The following is an 18,817-nucleotide window of genomic DNA, read 5'->3' as shown; positions in this document are numbered from 1 at the left end:
CTTAAAAATTTAGTTTAATTAAAAACAAAAATGTTAAAATCACAAAAATCACATACTAATTGGGTAAAAAATGAAAATACAAGAATTTATTTTAAACTTTATTTTTAAAGTTTCAAACCAACCTGTTAATTTAAAAGATTTATTAGAAGCGAACGCCTTACTTAATGAAGGCATGATGGTAGATCCTGCGAAATTAAATTTTAAATTTAAGGTGTTTAATTCTTATCTTATTTATGCATTTTTTTGCATAGCTATTTTAGTTCCTATGCTTATCATTAGTCATTATTTTTTAACAATTATTGATTTTCATATTAGTATTTTAAGCGCTGTTTTTGTAACCGCTTGTGTTTTTATTGGCTATGATATTTTTAAAATTTACACTAGAAAAGTAATAAGTAAAAGATTATTAAAAAAAGCTTGGGCTTTGCATTTTCCATATTTTGCTTATGAAAAATATTCAAAAATAGCAGAAAATATTTATAACCAAGCCATTAAAGAAGAAATCCCAAAAAACCAACTCGAGCAATATGTTTTAGAAAAAATCATTCAAACACAAGATTAATCTAAAAAGTCTAAAACTTGATTTTGAAAATATAGCGCCTCAAGCTGTCTTTGAAGCTCTTTGTTTTCTTCATCTAAAACAAGTTCTTGCGATCTTAAATCCGCTATATCTCTACTTACATAATAAATTTGATTTCTAATATAAATTTGTGGGAAAAATATCAATAAAGCAAATGCTATCATCAAACCTGCATATATTAAATTTTTAGGACTTAAATTTTTATTCTCCTCACTTACTATACTATCTAAAAGTTCATATTTATCTTCTTGGTTATACTCTTGGTTTTCTTCAAGTCTTACTTTTTCTTCTAAAATTTTTTGTTCTTGCTTGGCTAGTTTTTCTTTTTCTTTTAATTCCTCTTGAGCTTTTCTTAGTTTTTCTTGTTCGATTTTTTTTTGCTCTTTTAGTTCTTGTTTGAGTTTAGCTTTTTCTTTTCTTTTTTCTTTTAAATCTTGAAATTTTGAAGTGACAAAAACATTGCTTTGGGTAAGAATTTTAGATATTTGAATAGGATCTTTATTTTCTTGTTTTTTTTCTATTTTTCTTACTTCTTGAGTTGATTTGTTACTTTTAAGCGTTTTAGAATTTGCAATATTTTTTTTATCGAATTTTTCTTTTTGCTTTTTGAAAAAATTAAGTTGTAATTTAAAAGGCTTTTTTTCTTCTAATTTAACATTAATCAAATCTTCTTTTAAATAAATAGCAGATTGCTTCCTAGGTTTTTCTTCATACTCTTCATCAAAATCTGTAAATTTAGGTCTTTTTTTACGTTGTATTCTATTTTTTAATATACGATCGCTCTCATTAAAATTTTGCTCATATTCTTCATAAGGCCTACCTTCTTTAATAGCCCTGGAATATTTCAACATTTTTTCACGTATATTTTGCCTTTCTTTTAAAAAATCATCTTCAACCATTATTTACCTAAAATAAAAAATTCTCATTTTTGCACAACTTGATCTGCTATTATAGCTTATTTCTTCTTTGGAGGCACTTATGGCTTTTTTACTTAAAATTTTACCAAGACTATGATTTTTACCACATTCACATTTTATGGCTCTTTCATCACAAATGCAGTCTTTTTCCCATCTTTTAAAAGTATTTTTTACTATCCTATCTTCTAAAGAATGAAAACTAATAATAGCTAATTTACAATCTTTTAATTTTACTTTTTCTATGTTTTCAAGCAAGGATTTTAATTCGCCAAGCTCATTATTTACTTCTATGCGTAAAGCTTGAAATACAAGCAAAGCTAAAGACACATTGCGTCCTTTTAGCTTAGCATTTCCTATAATTTGACTTAATTCTTTTGCGCTTGTAATCTCTTTTTGACTTCTTGCATTGATGATTTTTTGAGCAAGCATTGAAGCAACCGGTGTTAAATCTCCATAGTCTTTAAAAATTTGCTCCAAGGCTTCCTTGCTGTAAGAATTTACCACTTCTTTAGCGCTTAAAGGATTATTTTGATCCATTCTCATATCTAAAAAATCAGAATTTAGTGAAAAACCTCTATCATTTTTGTCAAGCTGCAAAGAAGATACACCGATATCAGCTAAAATTCCTCTTAGGTTTTGCGTTGGAATTTGAGTTAAAATGTCTTTAAAACCTATATGATTAAAACTTATCCTATCTTGAAATTTTTTTAAAAATTCTTTAGAAAAATTTAAAGCTTCTAAATCTTTATCACAAGCAATTAATCTTAGTTTCTCATGAGCTTGCAATAACGCCTTAGAATGCCCTCCATAACCCAAAGTGCAATCTAAAAAATCTCCACTATCAAAATCATCAAAAGCGTCTAAAACTTCTTGCAGTAAAACAGGAATATGTGGACTTTGCAAAATAAACCTTTAAAATATTTTTTAGTATAATATCTTAGTTAAGTTTAAAACAAGGTTTTTAATGAATAAAGAAAATATCATTTCTCAAATCAAAATACTTTCTACTTCAATGTTTAAAAAAAATTTTTTTGGAATTTGCCACGGATCAGTTTCAGCAAAACTATCTCAAAGTTCTTTTATTATAAATAAAAATGACACTTTTTTAAATCAACTAGATGAAAAAAGTTTAAGTATTTTAAAATTTGCAAAAGATTATAGCTGGGATGAGGCAAGTAGCGATAGTGAAATCCATAAAAGTATATATGAGAACATACCTGAAGCCAAATTTATATGTTTTGTCTGCCCAACCTATACCTTATCTATGAGTTTAAATCATGATTTTATAACACCTCAAGATTATTTTGGTGAAATTTTTCTAGAAGAAATTCGAGTTTATAATCCTAAAAATTATGAAGATTGGGAGGATAGATCACAAACTGAAATTTATCGTTATATGTTAGAACAAAAACAAAATTTTGTTGTTGTAAAGGGCTATGGTATATTTGCCTATGGTAGAACAAGTTATGAATTAGGTAAAATTATAGATTTAATTGAAAATTCTTGCAAAATTATCCATTTAGCGGAAACAAATTTATCATAATCTTTTAAAATTAATCTTTTATTAATCACAAATTATTTATAATTTATAGTTTAATTTATTTAATCAGATTGGGGTAAAAATGCTCACTTGGATGCAGCATCATAAAAAATACTTAGTTGTAACTATTTGGATTAGCGTTATTGCTTTTGTTGGAGCAGGTTTTGTTGGTTGGGGGAGTTATGATTTTAACACCGATAGATCTAGTTCTGTTGCAAAGGTAGGCGATGAAAAAATAAGTTATGATGAGTTTAATCTTAAATATTCTCAATTATTTGGCTATTATTCTCAGCTAAACAATGGCAATTACACACAAGAACAAGCACAAAAAGATGGCTTAGATACCCAAGCCATTAATGAACTTATACAAGAAAAATTACTACTTTCTTATGCTAAAACCTTGGGTTTAAATGTGAGCGAGGAAGAAATTGCTTATGATTTAGCACATCAAAAAATCTTTCATAATGCTTCAGGTGTTTTTGACAAAAATTTATACTATAATCTGCTTGCAAGAAACAACTATACACCAAAAACTTATGAAAAAATCATTCACGATGAGTTATTACTTAAAAAAATCAATACTATTTTAAATTTACAAATCAAACCCAATGAACTTGATATGTTTGGCGCAAGTTTTTTAATGCAAGATAGTTTAAAAGTTCAAGCTATAAAACTTGATAATAAAAACATAACAATGGATGAAAAAGAGTTAAAACAAACTTGGGAGAAAAATAAAGAGCTTTATAAGACGCAAAAAAGTTACGAGCTTGCAACTTATTTTTTAAACCCTGATATAATCAAAATTGATGACAAAGAAATCCAAGCTTACTATGAAGAAAATAAAAATGACTATAAAGATTTTGCAGGGAAAATTCTAAGTCTAGAACAAAGCAAAGATAAAGTTATAAAAGATTTAAAACTTTCTAAACTTAAACTTAAAGCCAATGAAAGCTATGTGGCTTTGAGAAAGAACGAGCTTAGTTTTGATAAAAATATCACAATCAGCGATGCTGATATTTATTATCCTTTAGAAAATATACAAAAAGCTAAAGAAAATGATTTTATTAAGCCTTTTAAATTTGAAAACGGCTATATGATTGCAAAAATTATAAAAATAAATCCTATACAAACTATGACTTTTGAGCAAGCTAAAAACGAAGTAAGTAAACTTTACATTAAAGAAAAAACTAAAGCCTTATTAGAAGAAAAAGCAAAACTCGCCCTAGATAATTTCCAAGGTATAGACATAGGTACTTATAGCCGTGACTCAAGCAAAAATGCAAAAGTGGGTAATATGATGAATGATACTGAATTTAGCGAGTTTTTAATGCATGTATTTGACTCAAACAAAGCTAAATCTTATGTATTATTTGATGATAAAGCAATAGTTTATGAGATCACAAAACAAACTTTAGAAAATAAAAACAAAGAAGAAATTTACAAATTTATCATAGAGCAAAGCGCTAAACAAACTAAACAAGCTTTACTTAAGGAAGAATTATTAAAAAAACTTATAGAATTATATCCAATTCAACGCTATTATAAAGGAAATACAAATTGAATATTTTAGGAATTGATTTAGGCTCAATACAAACTTGCGCCATATTAGCACAAAAAAGCGAAGAAGGACTAAAAGTCATTGGTTTTGGAAAATCAAAATCAAATGGTATAAAAAAAGGAGCAATTACTAATATAGAACTTGCTTCAAAATCCATAGAAGAAGCAGTAGCTGATGCACAAATGATGTCAGGTGTGCATTATGATAAAGTAATTGTATCTATTTCAGGTGCTTATGCAAAAAGTGTAGATAGTATAGGTGTAGTTAATATACCAAATCATGAAATAGGTATTAAAGAAATTCACAGAGCAGTAAGCACAGCAAAGCATACTGCAAATATACCTAGTGGATATGAAATCATTCATGTATTACCTTATAATTTTAAAGTAAATGATCTTGAACATGTAGAAGATCCTTTGGGAATGAGTGGAAATCGCCTTGAAGTTTCTACGCATATTGTAATCTCACAAGAAGTGCATATTAAAAATCTAAAAAAAGCTGTGGAGCTTGCTGATCTTAGAGTAGATAACATCGTTCTTTCAGGATATGCTTCTTCTATTGCTTGCTTTGATGATAGTGAAAAAGAATTAGGCGCTATTTTAATCGATATGGGTGGAGCAGTTTGCGATATGGTCATTCATGCGGGTAATTCTATACGATATAATGAATGCTTACAAATTGGCTCAGTAAATATCACCAATGATTTATCCATAGCTTTACATACCCCGCCAAAAGAAGCAGAAAAACTAAAATTAAATTATGCATCTTTAGCGCAAAATGAAAACTCAATTATACAAATTCCATACATGGGTGATGAAAAAAGAAAAAATGAAGTTTCAGTAGAAGTCATATCCAATGTAATTTATGCAAGAATTGAAGAAACTATTATTATTTTAGCTAAAATGCTAAGCGATAATGCTTGTGCAAATCAAGCAGGAGCAGGTATAGTATTAACAGGTGGAATGACAAAATTTGCAGGACTTGACAAGCTTGCTTCAGCTTATTTTGATAATAAAGCTGTTAGAATAGCGACTGCAAAAAAAGATACTATGGATGGTTTTAAAGAAATTTTTGAAGATGCAGAAAATAGCTGTGCTATAGGTCTTTGTTTATATGGTGGTGGGCATTTTACTCCTTATGAATTAGATTCTAATGAGAAACTAAGATACAAAGGAGAGCCTGAATTTATCAATAAACAAATCAAACAAAATCTTACCATAGATGAAAACGAAGAAGAAAATAAAGATTTTGAAGAAATTTTTCAAGATCAAAAAGAATTTGAAGATGAAAAAACAGAATTAGCAAAAATAGAAACAAAGAAAGATAAAAAAACGAATTTAATGCATAAATTTTGGAATAAATTAATAAACCAGTTCTAATAGGAGACACAATGAGCGAATATCTAGTGGAAGAAATGCAACACGCAAAAGGTGCAAAAATAAAAGTCATAGGCTGCGGTGGCGGTGGCGGTAATATGATAGATCATATGGTAAATATGGGTTTACATGATCTTGATCTTATTTCAGCTAATACTGATGCACAAGCTATAGCTAAATCTTTAGCAAAAACTAGAATTCAACTAGGTGAGAAAAAAACCAAAGGTTTGGGTGCTGGAATGCAACCAGAAATTGGGGCAGAAAGCGCAAGAGAAAGTTTTGAAGAAGTAAAAGCTGCTTTAAGTCAAAGCGACATAGTATTTATTTCAGCAGGACTTGGTGGTGGAACTGGTACAGGTGCAGCTCCTGTTGTAGCACAAGCTGCTAAAGAAGTAGGTGCGCTAACTGTTTCAGTTGTAACTATGCCTTTTGCATTTGAAGGAAAACAAAGAAAAAAATTAGCAGAAGCTGGTTTAGCTGAATTAAAAAAAGAAAGTGATTCTATCATTGTAATCCAAAACGAAAAACTTCTTAGTATACTCCCAAAAAAAGCAGGTATAAAAGAAGCATTTAAACTAGTTGATGATATTTTAGCTAGAGCTGTTAGGGGTATGGTGTCTATCCTTTTAGAAGATGGCGATATTAATGTTGACTTTGCTGATGTTAGAACTGTTATGAGCCACAGAGGTTTAGCACTAATGGGCGTGGGTCATGGAGAAGGTGAAAATGCTATCATGGATGCATTATCAAGTGCTATAGAATCTCCATTATTAGACGGCATGACTATGAAAGGCGTTAAAGGCGTAATTATCCATTATAAAATTGGTCCTGAATGCTCATTGATAGAAATTTCACAAGCTACTCAAAGCATTAGCGATATAGCAGATGAAAACGCAAAAGTAATCTTTGGTGCAACGACTGATGAGAGTATGGGTGATCGCGTTGAAGTTACTATCATTGCTACAGGTTTTGAAGATAAAGCTGAAATAGAAAGTGCTAAAGAACAAGAAGAAAGTAAAAAAAATAGCTATATGAATTTACGTAAAGCTAGCGGTGGATTTGATGAAGAAGTGATTTCTCAGCTTGATGTTCCTGCTTTCTTGCGTCGCCAAATGGATTAATTTTTTAGTAAAAATCCTTATATGAATTCTTCATTATTATGTGATTTTTACGAACTAAGTATGGCTTATGCTTATTTTAAACAAAATATGCATAAGCAAATTGTTTATTTTGAAGTTTTTTTTAGAAAAGCTCCTGATAATGCTTCTTATGCTGTTTTTTGTGGATTAGAACAAATCATAAATCATATTAATCATTTTTCTTTCTCTAAAGATGACATAGATTTTTTGAAAAATACTAAAAAATTTGATGATGAATTTTTAAACTACCTTTCAACTTTAAAATTTAGTGGAGATATACTAAGCGTTAAAGAAGGTGAATGCGTTTTTGCTAATACTCCTTTAATGATTATTAAAGCACCTATAATAGAGGCTTTATTGTTAGAAACTTTCATACTTTTAACCCTAAATCATCAATGTCTAATTGCCACTAAAGCTAGCAGAATTACTCAAATTGCAAAAGAAAAATTGCTTTTAGAATTTGGCTCTCGCAGAGCCCATGGAGAAAGTGCAGCTTTAAATGGTGCTAGAGCTGCTTTTATCGGTGGTTTTCATGCAAGTGCTTGTACTTTAGCTGGGAAAAAATTTAATATTCCTATTAGTGGAACCATGTCTCATGCTTGGGTGCAAATGTTTGATGATGAGCTAAGTGCTTTTAGAGCATATTGTCAAATTTATAAAGATAATATAAGTCTTTTGATTGATACTTATGATTATAAAAAAGGTATTGAAAATGCTATTTTAGTGTTTAATAAGTTAAATGCACAAGATTCCATGCAAAATTATTCTATCCGTATTGACTCAGGAAATTTGCTTAAAATCTCTAAATATATTAGAAAAAAACTAAATCTTGCTGGATTAACAAAATGCAAAATCATAGCTAGTAATACTTTAGATGAGTTTATCATAGAAAAATTACTAAAAAACAAAGCCCCAATCGATGCTTTTGGCATTGGAGAAAAGCTTATTACTTCGGCAAGTTCGCCTATTTTTGGAGCTGTTTATAAGCTTGTTGCATTAGAAAAAAACAATCAAATCATCCCTAAAATAAAAATCAGTGCAAGCTCAAGCAAAACAACCTTGCCACATTTTAAAAAACTCATAAGGTATTATAAAGAAAATAAAGCAAGTTTTGATATCTTATATGCACATGATGAAAGTATTAAAAATTATCAAGGTTATACATATAAAAATTTACATGAGCTTATTTTTAAAGATAGAAAATTAATCTATGAGCTTCCTAACTTGAAAAATATTCAAGAGTATCATAAAAAAAGTATTGATAGTTTGGATTTTAAACTAAAAAAACTTCAAAATCCAAGTATTTATAAAGTAAAAATTTCTAAAAAATTACAAAATATGCAAAAAACTTACTTAGAAAAAAATTAATCTTTTTTTCTAAGTTTTACCTCATCTTCTACTTCAAGTAAAAATCTATCTACAAGCTCATCTTCTTTTAATTTTGCCACTACTTCGCCATGTCTTATAACTAAACCTTGATTTTTTCCAAAAGCAATAGCCACATCAGCACCCTTAGCCTCGCCCAAGGCATTTACAACACAACCCATAACACTTATATTTAATGGTTCTTTTATATGCTTAGTTTTTTCTTCTACTATTTTAATCGCTTTGATCAAATCACTTTGAATTCTTCCACAAGTTGGACATGAGATGATATTTACTCCACTTTTTTGCACTCCACTATCTTGCAAAATAGCCCTTGCTACTTTAATCTCTTCTTCAAGCTCCCCTGTCATAGAAACTCTCATTGTATCGCCTATACCTTTTAAAAGCAAATTTCCTAAAGCAATCGAGCTTTTAACCGTGCTATGAAATTTAGTCCCTGCCTCAGTAACTCCTAAATGAAATGGATAATCACAAAGTGGTCTTAGAGCTTCATAAGCTTTTATGGTATTTTGCACATCTGAAGTTTTCATAGAAATTTTAATATCAAAAAAGTCTAAATCTTCTAGTAATTTTATATTATATAAAGCGCTCCCAAGCATAGCTTCTATATTATAACCATATTTATCGCTAAATTGCTTTTCTATAGAGCCATGATTTACCCCTATTCTAATAGGAATTTTCCTTTGTTTACAAGCTTGCACCACTTCTTTGATATTTTCTTTTGAGCCTATATTTCCTGGGTTAATTCTCACCCCATCGATAAATTCAGCACAAAAGACTGCTAGCTTATGATTAAAATGTATATCCACTATTAAAGGTAAGGGACTTTTTGCTTTGATTTCTTTTAAAGCTCTTGCATCTGCCATATCCAAACAGGCTAAACGCACTATATTTGCACCAGCAAAATAAAGTCTGTTAAGCTGCTCTAAACAACCTTCAATATCTCTTGTTTTAGTAAAAAGCATAGATTGCACTGAAATAGGAGCATCTCCACCTATTAAAACATCACCTACTTTTATTTGTCTTGTTTTGTACCTTGTCATTAAAATCACTCTAAAAATATTTTTAGAGTATTATAGCCCAAAAATGGGCTATATCATTAATCTTTTTTATTTTTATTAAGAGATTTATATTTTATATCTGTATCTCTTGTTAAAAGGGTAAAAATTTGATTTGTCAAATCTTGAGTAAGTTTTTTAGCTTCCATTTGATTTTGCAATGAAAAATCAACTAAAATTTGCTTTGCTTTGTTCTTATCTTTTTTATAAAGACTTAAATATTCTTTTTCCATAGCTTCTTGTTTTAAAGATGTGTCTTTTTCAAATTTAGCATAAGCATTTTTTACGATAGGAGCATATTTATTATAATCACTCATTATAAGAGTTTGCAACTTGCGATAAATCCAATAAATTGATTTATCATCAGCTTCATTTGTTCCTTGTTGATATCCTGCAATAAACTCATCATTACCAAAATAATAAGGCAAATACACACTCAAATCAGCCATTCCTATTGCGACATAATTTAACCTACCTATTTCTTTAGGAAGCCACGGTCTAACTTGCATAATGTGAGATTCATAAGTTCTAAACACACTCACAACACGGTAAATGTTTTCATTTTCATTGAAATTTGCATATGGATCATATTTTGTTCCATCATAGTGCGATCTTAAAGCTTTTTTAAATCATCCACACTAAGTTTTTGCTCAGGTTGCAAAAACACATTAAAATTAGCACCATTTTTTACATCTTGATTTAAAGATGGATTAAACATTTTTTGTATCCACCAAACTCTAGGATAATTATAAGTTAAATCTCTATCATCATTTCTTGTATAAACTTTAAAAAAATCAAAATCCTTATCCACTTTAGGATTATACGCTTTATGTATTATGGCAAAATTTATTAAATTTTTAGAATGCAAGGTATTTTCATCGTTGAATTTTAGTTGTTTTAGCCTACCTTGATTCGCACTAACAAAATACGACTTATTAGGAATTTTTACAGCCATCCACTGATGTGCTGTAGCACTTTCTAAATACCAAATTTCTTTAGAATCCACAAAAGCTACTCCAAAGCCCTCAGCAGCTCCTTGTTTTTCTATAATATCACCCAATAATAAAACACCTTCTTTTGCACTTTTAATTCTTGGAAGCAAAACATCCAAAATATCATCTTCGCTAATGCCATTTTTCTCATTATAAGGATCAAATTTTAAAAGTTCATCTTTTGCATAAATTGATTCAGTAGCACTTATCCCAACACCCATTTCATTAAAACCAGTAGCACCGTGTAATTTACTTTGCCAATTAGCTATAGTGCTATATTGAAAAGATTTAGTAGGTAAAGGGTAGGTAAAATCATTCATTCCTTGATGTGTTTTAGTGCTATAAATACCTTTTTGATTTTCAACTCTTGGGTGGATTAGAAAAACTTGTGCTTTATCTGCTTTACTATCAGCACTTCTTGCAACCAACATAGAGCCATCTTTACTTGCTTCATTTGGTACTAAAATAGTAGTGCAAGCTAAAGCATTATTAAACAAAGCACCAAAAAGTACACAGTTTGTAAGAAAACTAAACTTTTTCATTTTCTCTCCTTTAAATTTAAGAAATTAAAAAAGTATATTCTTATCAAAATAAATTTAAAATTAAAAATAAAATATTGTTTTTATTATAAAATAATAATTATTTATAAATAAATATATTTTTCAAGAAAAATCAACTGGATCTATATCGCAAGTAATATTTTTAAAATTTAAAGCAAAATGCTCAAATTTTACAAGCTCTTGGTGAGTATTAGCACGCAATAATACATAAAAACGCCATTTTTTATTTAGCATTTCAATACCACAAGCACCATGGCCTACTAATTGCACTTGTTTTAATTCTTGAACTTTATTAGCTATAAATTCACATAAATTTAAAGCTTTGTTTTTATCCTCATCTTCAATAATTAGCCTTAAAAGTCTTTTAAATGGAGGGTAAAGCCCGCTCCTAGCATTTAATTCATCTTTTAAAAAACTATCGTAATCTTGTATATATTTTTCAAAAAAAGATCTATTCTTAGTTTGTAAAAGCACCCTACCCTCACCCTTTCGACCTGCACGACCTGCTACTTGCATAGCAAGAGCCAAAGTCTCTTCTAAGGCTTTAAAATTAGGTCTAAATAAATACTCATCAAGACCTAAAATCACACTTAAATCCACGTTGTGATAATCATGCCCTTTAGCAAGCATGGAAGTGCCTACTAAAATATCAATTTTTTCTTGGTTAAAATCTTTTAAAATCATATCAAGCTTTTTTACACTGCTAATCTCATCACTATCAAATCTTTTTATGATAGGATTAAACTCAGCTAATTCTTTTTCTAAAAGCTCACAAAGCTCTGCTGTGCCCATTTTTTTAGCTTCAAGCATAACTCCATTGCAAGTTGGGCAGGTTTGATCGATTTCTTTAGTGAAATTACAATAATGGCATTTTAATGCATTTTTATTTTTGTGCAAACTCAAAGCAATAGAACAAAAAGGGCATTTAATAGTATTAGCGCATTCTTTGCATAAAATTTGTCTAAAATTTGCCCTTGTAGGCAAAAATACCACGGCTTGCTTTTTATTTCTTAAGCTAATTTTTAATTCTAAAAGTAATTTTGACGAAATACTAAGCTCACTCTCATCGTATAAAAACTGCTTTTTACTTTCAAAGAAAGTTCCTTTAAGCCTAAAACAAGGATGTTTATAAAAACTTACAACACTTGGAGTAGCAGAACCTAAAAGAACTTTTATATGCATTTTTTTTGCTATAAATAAAGCCAAATCTCTTGCATTGATTTTTGGATTATTAGAAGCTTTATAAGAATTATCATGCTCTTCATCAATAATAATCAAACCCAAATTCTTAAAAGGTAAAAACAAAGCCGACCTAGCTCCCACTACCAAAAGAGCTTTTGAATTTGCTAAATCTTGCAAATATTCTTGCTTTTTTTTCTTAGTAATTTTAGAATGCCACAAGAAAAAATGCTCGCCAAAATACACTTTTAATCTTTTTTGCATTTGTGGAGTTAGAGCGATTTCTGGCATTAAAAGCAAAACCTGCTTTCCTTGCTCTAAATATTCTTTTATCAAGCTAATATAAATTTCAGTTTTACCACTTCCTGTATCACCAAATAGCAAACTAGTTTGTTTGGTTTTTATAAATTCCAAAGCCTCTTGTTGATTTTTACTTAAACTAGGTGCTTTTTCTATATAAATTTTTTCATTTTTATACTCTTTAATACTTTCAAACATACCTAAAACAAAAGCTATTTTACCAGCATAATAATAAGCAATAAATTGAGCGAGTTCGTATTGATATTGCGTTAGTTTAAAACCTGTTTTTTCCTTTATAGCTTGGGTTTTAAAATCAGGCTTTGAACATTTTTGTAAAATTATAGCTTTGAGATTTTTTTTCCTTGCAAGATCAACTATTACCTCATCTAAAATTTCAAATTCTTCTTCACTTTCGTAAGTTAAGGTATCTAAATAATATCCTTTAATAGCAAGTTGATAAAAATTCAAAACCCATAATCCTTACAATTTAAACTCACACATTCTAAAAAAACTTTTTCACTATTATAAGAAAAATCTATGTAATTTTTAGAATTTATAAAAAATCTATATTGAGTATTTGCTATTTTCATCCACGATTTTTTAGATGAAATGATTGGTTTTTCTAAAACGCTGTAAGTGCATTGTTTTGTATTTTTATGATTTTGAGAATGAGAACATACAAATAATTTTTGATTTTCACTATTTATCAAAGCTTCATCTAAAATTGCTGGAAAATCCTTACTTTCTTTAAATAAAAACTGATTTCTAAGTAAAGACAAAGAAGCATTGATAAGCTCCACCTCACTTTTTACTTGAATGAGTTTAGCATCATTTTTTCCAAAAGAAAAATACGGATAAGCAATTACGCTAAGAATAGCAATAATCATCATACAAAAAACAAGCTCTATCAAAGTAAAAGCTTTTTTTGTTTGCATTTATTTTATTTCTTCATCGATAGTATTGATAAGTTTATTGAGTTCTTTTTTTAAGATATAGTTTTCATAGCTAAGTTTTACAAAAGCATTAATGAAATTTGCAAGCTCTATCTTGCCTGTACCTCCAGAAATTAAAGCAATTTCATCTTCAAGATGATTTGCAAATTCATTACTGCATGTTACAACAAAGTCTTTTGCATAGACATTAATTGTAACTTTTCTTTGGTTATTGTTTGCCAAGAACTGCCTCTATTTTTTTGATCACATCTTCGCTTTCAATATTTTTATTTTTAAGCTCTTCTTCTAAACGTGCGATTTGATTGTTTTTAGCTTCATTTTGTGCTTTTACACTTACTAATTCATTTCTTAAATTTTCATTGATTTCACATACTTCATTATATTTAGCCAAAAGCTCATTTACTTTATCTGTCATTGTGTTGATTATTCTTTCATCATACATATTTTCTTGCCTTTATTGATTTTATATTTAGAGTATTTTAAACACATAATTGTAACAAAAAAAAATTTAATTTTGCATAGCTTTTTGTTTTAAAATTTAAATTTTTACAAAAAATTTTGTGTAAAATTAGCAAAAATACAAGTTAGGAAAATTTATGTTTGAACTTACTAGTGATTTTAAGCCAAGTCCTGATCAAAAACAAGCCATTGATGGTATAGTAAAAAGCATTAAAGCGGGTAATAAATACCAAACCTTGCTAGGTGTTACAGGCAGTGGAAAAACTTTCACTATGGCAAATATCATCAAAAACTTAAACATGCCTACTCTTATCATGAGTCACAATAAAAGCTTATGTGCGCAACTTTATAGCGAATTTAAAGGTTTTTTTGCAAATAATCATGTGGAGTATTTTATAAGCTATTATGATTATTATCAGCCAGAAGCTTATATACCAAGAACAGATGTTTTTATAGAAAAAGATAGTTCCACTAATGAAGATTTAGAAAGATTAAGACTAAGCACAAGTGCTTCGCTTTTAAGTTATGATGATGTTATTTGTATAGCTAGTGTTTCAGCAAATTATGGTTTGGGAAATCCAAGTGAGTATGTAGGTATGGTTTTAATTTTAGAACTAAATATGCAAATTTCACAAAAAGAACTTTTAAAAAAACTTGTAGACATGGGTTATAAACGCAATGATAATTTCTTTGATAGAGCTGATTTTAGAGTAAATGGAGATATAGTAGATATATATCCAGCTTATTATGAAGATGAAGCTATTAGGCTTGAGTTTTTTGGCGATGAGCTTGAGGCGATGTATCATTATAATGTCTTAGAAAATAAAAAAGGTAAAGATTTAAAAAAATTCATACTTTACCCAACCAGTCAATTTAGCGTAGGTGAAGTTAGGCTTAAAGAGGCTATAAAAGGTATAAAAGCTGAATTAAATGAACGCCTTGCTTATTTTGAAAATGAAAATAAACTCGTAGAAGCACAAAGGTTAAAACAAAGAGTAGAATTTGACCTTGAAATGCTTCAAAGCACTGGAATGTGTAAAGGAGTTGAAAATTATGCTTTGCATTTAACAGGGCTTAAAAGTGGTGATACACCTTATACACTTTTTGATTATTTTGCTATTAAAAACCAAGACTTTTTAGTCATTGTGGATGAATCTCATGTATCTTTACCACAATTTCGCGGGATGTTTGCAGGGGATAGAAGTAGAAAACAAACTTTGGTTGATTATGGTTTTCGCTTGCCAAGTGCCTTAGATAATAGACCTTTGATGTTTGATGAATTTATTAATAAAAATTGTAAATTTTTATTTGTTTCAGCTACACCTGCACCTTTAGAACTAGAATTAAGCAAAGAAAATATTTTTTATCAAATCATGCGTCCAACAGGGCTTTTAGATCCTAAAATAGAAATCAAAGATAGTGAAAATCAAGTAGAAATTTTATACGATGAAGCTAAAAAAGTTATAGAACGCAATGAAAGAGTTTTAATAACCGTTTTAACTAAAAAAATGGCTGAAGAGCTTAGTAAATACTACTTAGAACTTGGCTTAAAAGTAAAATACATGCACTCAGAAATTGATGCAATAGAGCGTAATGAAATCATCCGTGGTTTAAGAAGTGGTGCTTTTGATATTTTAATCGGGATTAATCTTTTAAGAGAAGGACTTGACTTGCCTGAAGTTTCTCTTATAGCCATTATGGATGCAGATAAAGAAGGCTTTTTAAGAAGTACCACTGCACTCATTCAAACGATGGGGCGTGCTGCTAGAAATGTCAATGGAAAAGTTTTACTTTTTGCCAAAAAAATCACAAAATCTATGCAAGAAGCTATCGATACTACTAACAAAAGAAGGGCTTTACAAGAAGCTTATAATAAAAAACACAACATCACACCAACCTCAGTAAAAAGAAATATAGAAGAAAGTTTAAAACATGAACTTGAGCAAGGAGAAATTTATCGTAAAGGCAAAGAACTTGAAAAAATGCCTGCAAAAGAACGCGCTAAAATAGTAAAAGAATTAAGAAAACAAATGTTAGAAGCAGCTAAAAATCTTGAATTTGAAAAAGCGGCAATGCTTAGAGATGAGATTAATAAATTAAGAACTTTATAATCCCTTAAAATAAGGGATTATTTATTTGCTCTTTCTATATACTCTCCACGCACAGTATCAACGCGAATTACTTCCCCTTCTAATACATGGAAAGGAATTTGCACTACTGCACCTGTTTCTAAAGTAGCTGGCTTTTTGTTTGAACCTTGAGTATCACCTTTAAAATTTGGTGCTGTTTCGATAATTTTAAGCTCCATTACTTGAGGCACTTCCACACCTATTGCTTTTCCATTGTGGAATAAAACATCCACCATAGTTCCATCAAGCATCCATTTTTTAGCTTCACCCACATCTTCATCGCTAATTGCAACTTGCTCATAAGTTTGAGTATCCATAAATTGACAATTTTCACCATCATCGTATAGATATTGCATTTGTTTTTCTTCTAAATTTGGAGATTCACATTTATCTCCTGCATGGAAAGTTTTTTCTAAAACCTTACCATCGATAAAAGATTTAATTTTAATACGTACAAAAGCAGGACCTTTTCCTGGTTTTACGTGTTGATATTCTACGATTTTAAAAGGAATACCATCAATTTCTATTTTTAAACCTTTTTTTAAATCTCCCATTCCATAAGAAGCCATATATTTTCCTTAATTTTAAAATTAAAAAATAATTGTAACAATTAAGGCTTATAAAAAGCCTTAAATTTCTGCATATTCTGCAAAAATACAAGCATCAACTGCCCTTAATTCCTCAAGTAAAGCTTTTGAAATTTTTGCATCAAGCAAAATCACAGCTAAAGCTTTTCCAAAGCCATTTCTACCAAGTCTAAAATCAGCTATATTGACATTATTTTTAGCTAAAATTCCGCTAACATTAGCAATAACTCCTGGTATGTCATTATTATTTAAAATTATCATTTTCCCTTTTGGTTTAAAATCTACATCAAAACCGTTTAATTCTACTATTCTTTGTTCATTTTCACCAAAAATAGTCCCTGAGATAGAAAGGTTAGAATTATCTGTAATTACCTTTATGGTGATTTTGTTACTATAACCACTACTTGGTAAAATACAAGAAGAAAGTTCCACACCCTTGTCTTTAGCTACAAAATGTGCGTTAATATAATTAATATTTTCACCTAAAATTCCTCTTAAAACACTCACTGTTGCAAAAGTTAGCAAAGACACATTATACTCACTAATTTGTCCTTCACTTTCAAGTTTAATAGCCTTAATAGGAGTTTTATCAAGCTGAGCAGCCAAAAAGCCCATTTTAGAAATAAGCTCAATATAAGGTGCTACAAAACTTGGCAAATCTTCAGTTTTAATTGGTAAATTTAAAGCATTAGGATAAGAAATTCCTCTTGCAGCATTTAAAGCTTGCTCGCATGCTTGGATAGCTATATTTTCTTGACTTTCTAAAGTATTTGCACCAAGATGAGAAGTAACAGAAACATTTTCAAAATCTAAAAATGGATGATTAGTTGCAGGTTCTTTATTAAACACATCGATACCAAGCCAAGCTATTTTACCACTTTTTAATCCCTCACACAAAGCATCTTCATTATACAGACCACCTCTGGCGCAATTTATCAATCTTACACCATCTTTCATTTTAGAAATTTCTTCAAAAGAAATCATATCTGTTGTTTCTTTTGTTTTTGGTGTATGTATGGTAATAAAATCACTTTGAGTTAAAATTGTATCTAAAGAATTCACGCACTCAATACCCAAATCAGTCATTTTAGAAGCTACCACATAAGGATCATAAGCTATAACTTTCATACCAAAAGCTTTTGCGCGTACAGCTACTCTTGAACCTATATTACCAAAACCTATAACCCCTAAAGTTTTGTTCATAAGTTCAACACCATACCACTTTTCTCTTTCCCATCTTCTTTGTATTTTTAAAAAATTATGAGCATTTACAAAAGATCTTGCAGAGCATAATAGGTGATTCATAGTAAGTTCAACCGCTGCTATGGTATTAGCCGTTGGTACATTCATAACTATAATGCCTTTTTTAGAACATTCATCTATATCAACATTATCAACCCCAACACCTGCTCTAACTAAAGCTTTTAAATTAGAACATGCATTGATAAATTTCAAATCCACATCTGTTGAACTTCTAGTAATAGCTACATCCACATCACTTAATTTTGTCAAAAGCTCATCTTTAGGTAAATGCGCTGCTTCAATAAGCTCTACATCATCAGCTTTTCTTAAAAGCTCCACACCTTTGTCTAATATTGCATCACATACAATAATTTTTTTCATAACCAAACCTCCTTTAATTTTGCATTTATGTTGTAAATTTTTAATTTGTCGATCAGTGTGTTTAAAACTTTTTCATTATTTGTATCTAAATAAATTGCCACTTCATCTTTGCTTTGTGTTAAAGTGTATTTGATAAAAAAAGAATGCAAAGTTTGCTTTAAACAAAACATAGAATAAACATCGTTTTTATTTACATCGAGCATATAAAATTTTTGTTTTGGTTTTACTACAGAATCATCCATATTAAAACTCATATAAAATTCATTCGCTGCTGGAGAAAAATCATTAACTTTAAGATTTGAAAGTTTATCTTGCCAAGTTTGTGGCAACTCTTTTTTTATCTCATCAAAAGAATATTTAACATTTTGTGAGATAGGTAAATTTCCAACACTTACATATCTCACCATAAAAACAAAAGCAACAATCAAAACTAGGCTTAAAAAGCCTAAAATACCATAAAGGGTATATTTTTTCATTTGTT

At 29.4% G+C, this 18,817-nt stretch carries 17 protein-coding genes and 1 pseudogene; 7 read left to right on the top strand and 11 right to left on the bottom strand.

What is annotated here, in order from left to right:
• Positions 1 to 70 precede the first annotated feature (70 nt).
• Positions 71 to 562, top strand: a complete 492-nt coding sequence (locus CAMP5082_RS05380; RefSeq protein ID WP_220517091.1) for a hypothetical protein — start codon at positions 71 to 73, stop codon at positions 560 to 562.
• Here the strand turns inward: CAMP5082_RS05380 and CAMP5082_RS05375 are convergent.
• Together CAMP5082_RS05375 and rsmH are read right to left on the bottom strand one after the other, a co-directional pair.
• Positions 559 to 1,479 carry a hypothetical protein gene (locus tag CAMP5082_RS05375; RefSeq protein ID WP_337206131.1) on the bottom strand — a complete coding sequence of 307 codons (921 nt, stop codon included), beginning with the start codon at positions 1,477 to 1,479 and terminating at the stop codon, positions 559 to 561. The two genes, CAMP5082_RS05380 and CAMP5082_RS05375, sit on opposite strands and share 4 nt — an antisense overlap.
• A gap of 3 nt (positions 1,480 to 1,482) precedes the next feature.
• Positions 1,483 to 2,400: a 16S rRNA (cytosine(1402)-N(4))-methyltransferase RsmH gene (gene rsmH / locus CAMP5082_RS05370; protein ID WP_337206130.1), complete on the bottom strand. Its 918-nt coding sequence runs from the start codon at positions 2,398 to 2,400 to the stop codon at positions 1,483 to 1,485.
• Positions 2,401 to 2,461: 61 nt separating this feature from the next.
• Between rsmH and CAMP5082_RS05365 the strand changes: the two genes are divergently transcribed.
• The 5 genes from CAMP5082_RS05365 to CAMP5082_RS05345 all read left to right on the top strand — a co-directional run bounded on the left by CAMP5082_RS05365 (position 2,462) and on the right by CAMP5082_RS05345 (position 8,478).
• Positions 2,462 to 3,040, top strand: a complete 579-nt coding sequence (locus CAMP5082_RS05365; RefSeq protein WP_337206129.1) for a class II aldolase and adducin N-terminal domain-containing protein — start codon at positions 2,462 to 2,464, stop codon at positions 3,038 to 3,040.
• 79 nt (positions 3,041 to 3,119) lie between these two features.
• Positions 3,120 to 4,598 carry a peptidylprolyl isomerase gene (locus CAMP5082_RS05360; protein WP_337206128.1) on the top strand — a complete coding sequence of 493 codons (1,479 nt, stop codon included), beginning with the start codon at positions 3,120 to 3,122 and terminating at the stop codon, positions 4,596 to 4,598.
• The gene (gene ftsA / locus CAMP5082_RS05355; protein ID WP_263663486.1) at positions 4,595 to 5,974 is read left to right on the top strand and encodes a cell division protein FtsA; all 1,380 of its coding nucleotides are present in this window, start codon (positions 4,595 to 4,597) and stop codon (positions 5,972 to 5,974) included. Before CAMP5082_RS05360 ends, ftsA begins: the two co-directional genes overlap by 4 nt.
• An 11-nt stretch (positions 5,975 to 5,985) precedes the next feature.
• On the top strand, positions 5,986 to 7,092 hold the full coding sequence (gene ftsZ / locus CAMP5082_RS05350) for a cell division protein FtsZ (protein WP_039626779.1): 1,107 nt from the start codon (positions 5,986 to 5,988) through the stop codon (positions 7,090 to 7,092).
• Between the two features lie 21 nt (positions 7,093 to 7,113).
• Positions 7,114 to 8,478 (top strand): nicotinate phosphoribosyltransferase, encoded by a 1,365-nt coding sequence (locus CAMP5082_RS05345; protein WP_337206127.1) that lies wholly within the window; start codon positions 7,114 to 7,116, stop codon positions 8,476 to 8,478.
• Here CAMP5082_RS05345 and ispG read toward each other — a convergent pair.
• The 6 genes and pseudogenes from ispG to CAMP5082_RS05315 all read right to left on the bottom strand — a co-directional run bounded on the left by ispG (position 8,475) and on the right by CAMP5082_RS05315 (position 13,980).
• Positions 8,475 to 9,539, bottom strand: coding sequence for a flavodoxin-dependent (E)-4-hydroxy-3-methylbut-2-enyl-diphosphate synthase (gene ispG / locus CAMP5082_RS05340; RefSeq protein WP_412175499.1), 1,065 nt, complete (start codon positions 9,537 to 9,539; stop codon positions 8,475 to 8,477). The genes CAMP5082_RS05345 and ispG overlap by 4 nt on opposite strands.
• Positions 9,540 to 9,595: 56 nt before the next feature.
• Positions 9,596 to 10,977, bottom strand: a pseudogene (locus tag CAMP5082_RS05335) (C69 family dipeptidase).
• 231 nt (positions 10,978 to 11,208) lie between these two features.
• Positions 11,209 to 13,053 (bottom strand): primosomal protein N', encoded by a 1,845-nt coding sequence (locus tag CAMP5082_RS05330; RefSeq protein WP_337206126.1) that lies wholly within the window; start codon positions 13,051 to 13,053, stop codon positions 11,209 to 11,211.
• Positions 13,050 to 13,520 (bottom strand): type II secretion system protein, encoded by a 471-nt coding sequence (locus tag CAMP5082_RS05325; RefSeq protein WP_257927896.1) that lies wholly within the window; start codon positions 13,518 to 13,520, stop codon positions 13,050 to 13,052. Before CAMP5082_RS05325 ends, CAMP5082_RS05330 begins: the two co-directional genes overlap by 4 nt.
• Positions 13,521 to 13,760 (bottom strand): hypothetical protein, encoded by a 240-nt coding sequence (locus tag CAMP5082_RS05320; RefSeq protein WP_012661889.1) that lies wholly within the window; start codon positions 13,758 to 13,760, stop codon positions 13,521 to 13,523.
• Positions 13,747 to 13,980 (bottom strand): hypothetical protein, encoded by a 234-nt coding sequence (locus CAMP5082_RS05315; RefSeq protein WP_012661890.1) that lies wholly within the window; start codon positions 13,978 to 13,980, stop codon positions 13,747 to 13,749. The genes CAMP5082_RS05320 and CAMP5082_RS05315 overlap by 14 nt, the downstream gene beginning before the upstream one ends.
• 154 nt (positions 13,981 to 14,134) lie before the next feature.
• On the opposite strand from CAMP5082_RS05315, the gene uvrB reads away from it, so the two are divergent.
• Positions 14,135 to 16,108 carry an excinuclease ABC subunit UvrB gene (gene uvrB, locus CAMP5082_RS05310; protein ID WP_337206125.1) on the top strand — a complete coding sequence of 658 codons (1,974 nt, stop codon included), beginning with the start codon at positions 14,135 to 14,137 and terminating at the stop codon, positions 16,106 to 16,108.
• 17 nt (positions 16,109 to 16,125) lie between these two features.
• Here uvrB and efp read toward each other — a convergent pair whose 3' ends face one another.
• The 3 genes from efp to CAMP5082_RS05295 are packed head-to-tail and all read right to left on the bottom strand — an operon-like array spanning position 16,126 to position 18,812.
• On the bottom strand, positions 16,126 to 16,695 hold the full coding sequence (efp, locus tag CAMP5082_RS05305) for an elongation factor P (RefSeq protein ID WP_039618934.1): 570 nt from the start codon (positions 16,693 to 16,695) through the stop codon (positions 16,126 to 16,128).
• Between the two features lie 60 nt (positions 16,696 to 16,755).
• A complete protein-coding gene (serA, locus tag CAMP5082_RS05300; protein ID WP_337206124.1) occupies positions 16,756 to 18,336 on the bottom strand; it encodes a phosphoglycerate dehydrogenase in 1,581 nt (526 codons plus the stop codon).
• On the bottom strand, positions 18,333 to 18,812 hold the full coding sequence (locus CAMP5082_RS05295; protein WP_337206123.1) for a hypothetical protein: 480 nt from the start codon (positions 18,810 to 18,812) through the stop codon (positions 18,333 to 18,335). The genes serA and CAMP5082_RS05295 overlap by 4 nt, the downstream gene beginning before the upstream one ends.
• Positions 18,813 to 18,817: the final 5 nt, after the last annotated feature.

It is taken from the genome of Campylobacter sp. LMG 17559 (genome assembly GCF_024723605.1).
GTDB lineage: Bacteria > Campylobacterota > Campylobacteria > Campylobacterales > Campylobacteraceae > Campylobacter_D.
The sequence above is the reverse complement of the archived record's forward strand: the minus strand, read 5'-3'. Positions and strand labels throughout refer to the sequence as shown.

Excerpts from the sequence above, each read along its gene's own strand:
- CAMP5082_RS05325 (WP_257927896.1), bottom strand. The coding sequence starts at position 13,520 with ATGCAAACAAAAAAAGCTTTTACTTTGATAGAGCTTGTTTTTTGTATG.
- CAMP5082_RS05315 (WP_012661890.1), bottom strand. The coding sequence starts at position 13,980 with ATGTATGATGAAAGAATAATCAACACAATGACAGATAAAGTAAATGAG.
- CAMP5082_RS05380 (WP_220517091.1), top strand. The coding sequence starts at position 71 with ATGAAAATACAAGAATTTATTTTAAACTTTATTTTTAAAGTTTCAAAC.
- CAMP5082_RS05365 (WP_337206129.1), top strand. The coding sequence starts at position 2,462 with ATGAATAAAGAAAATATCATTTCTCAAATCAAAATACTTTCTACTTCA.
- ftsZ (WP_039626779.1), top strand. The coding sequence starts at position 5,986 with ATGAGCGAATATCTAGTGGAAGAAATGCAACACGCAAAAGGTGCAAAA.
- CAMP5082_RS05295 (WP_337206123.1), bottom strand. The coding sequence starts at position 18,812 with ATGAAAAAATATACCCTTTATGGTATTTTAGGCTTTTTAAGCCTAGTT.
- uvrB (WP_337206125.1), top strand. The coding sequence starts at position 14,135 with ATGTTTGAACTTACTAGTGATTTTAAGCCAAGTCCTGATCAAAAACAA.
- CAMP5082_RS05375 (WP_337206131.1), bottom strand. The coding sequence starts at position 1,479 with ATGGTTGAAGATGATTTTTTAAAAGAAAGGCAAAATATACGTGAAAAA.
- CAMP5082_RS05360 (WP_337206128.1), top strand. The coding sequence starts at position 3,120 with ATGCTCACTTGGATGCAGCATCATAAAAAATACTTAGTTGTAACTATT.
- CAMP5082_RS05345 (WP_337206127.1), top strand. The coding sequence starts at position 7,114 with ATGAATTCTTCATTATTATGTGATTTTTACGAACTAAGTATGGCTTAT.
- ispG (WP_412175499.1), bottom strand. The coding sequence starts at position 9,539 with ATGACAAGGTACAAAACAAGACAAATAAAAGTAGGTGATGTTTTAATA.
- efp (WP_039618934.1), bottom strand. The coding sequence starts at position 16,695 with ATGGCTTCTTATGGAATGGGAGATTTAAAAAAAGGTTTAAAAATAGAA.
- serA (WP_337206124.1), bottom strand. The coding sequence starts at position 18,336 with ATGAAAAAAATTATTGTATGTGATGCAATATTAGACAAAGGTGTGGAG.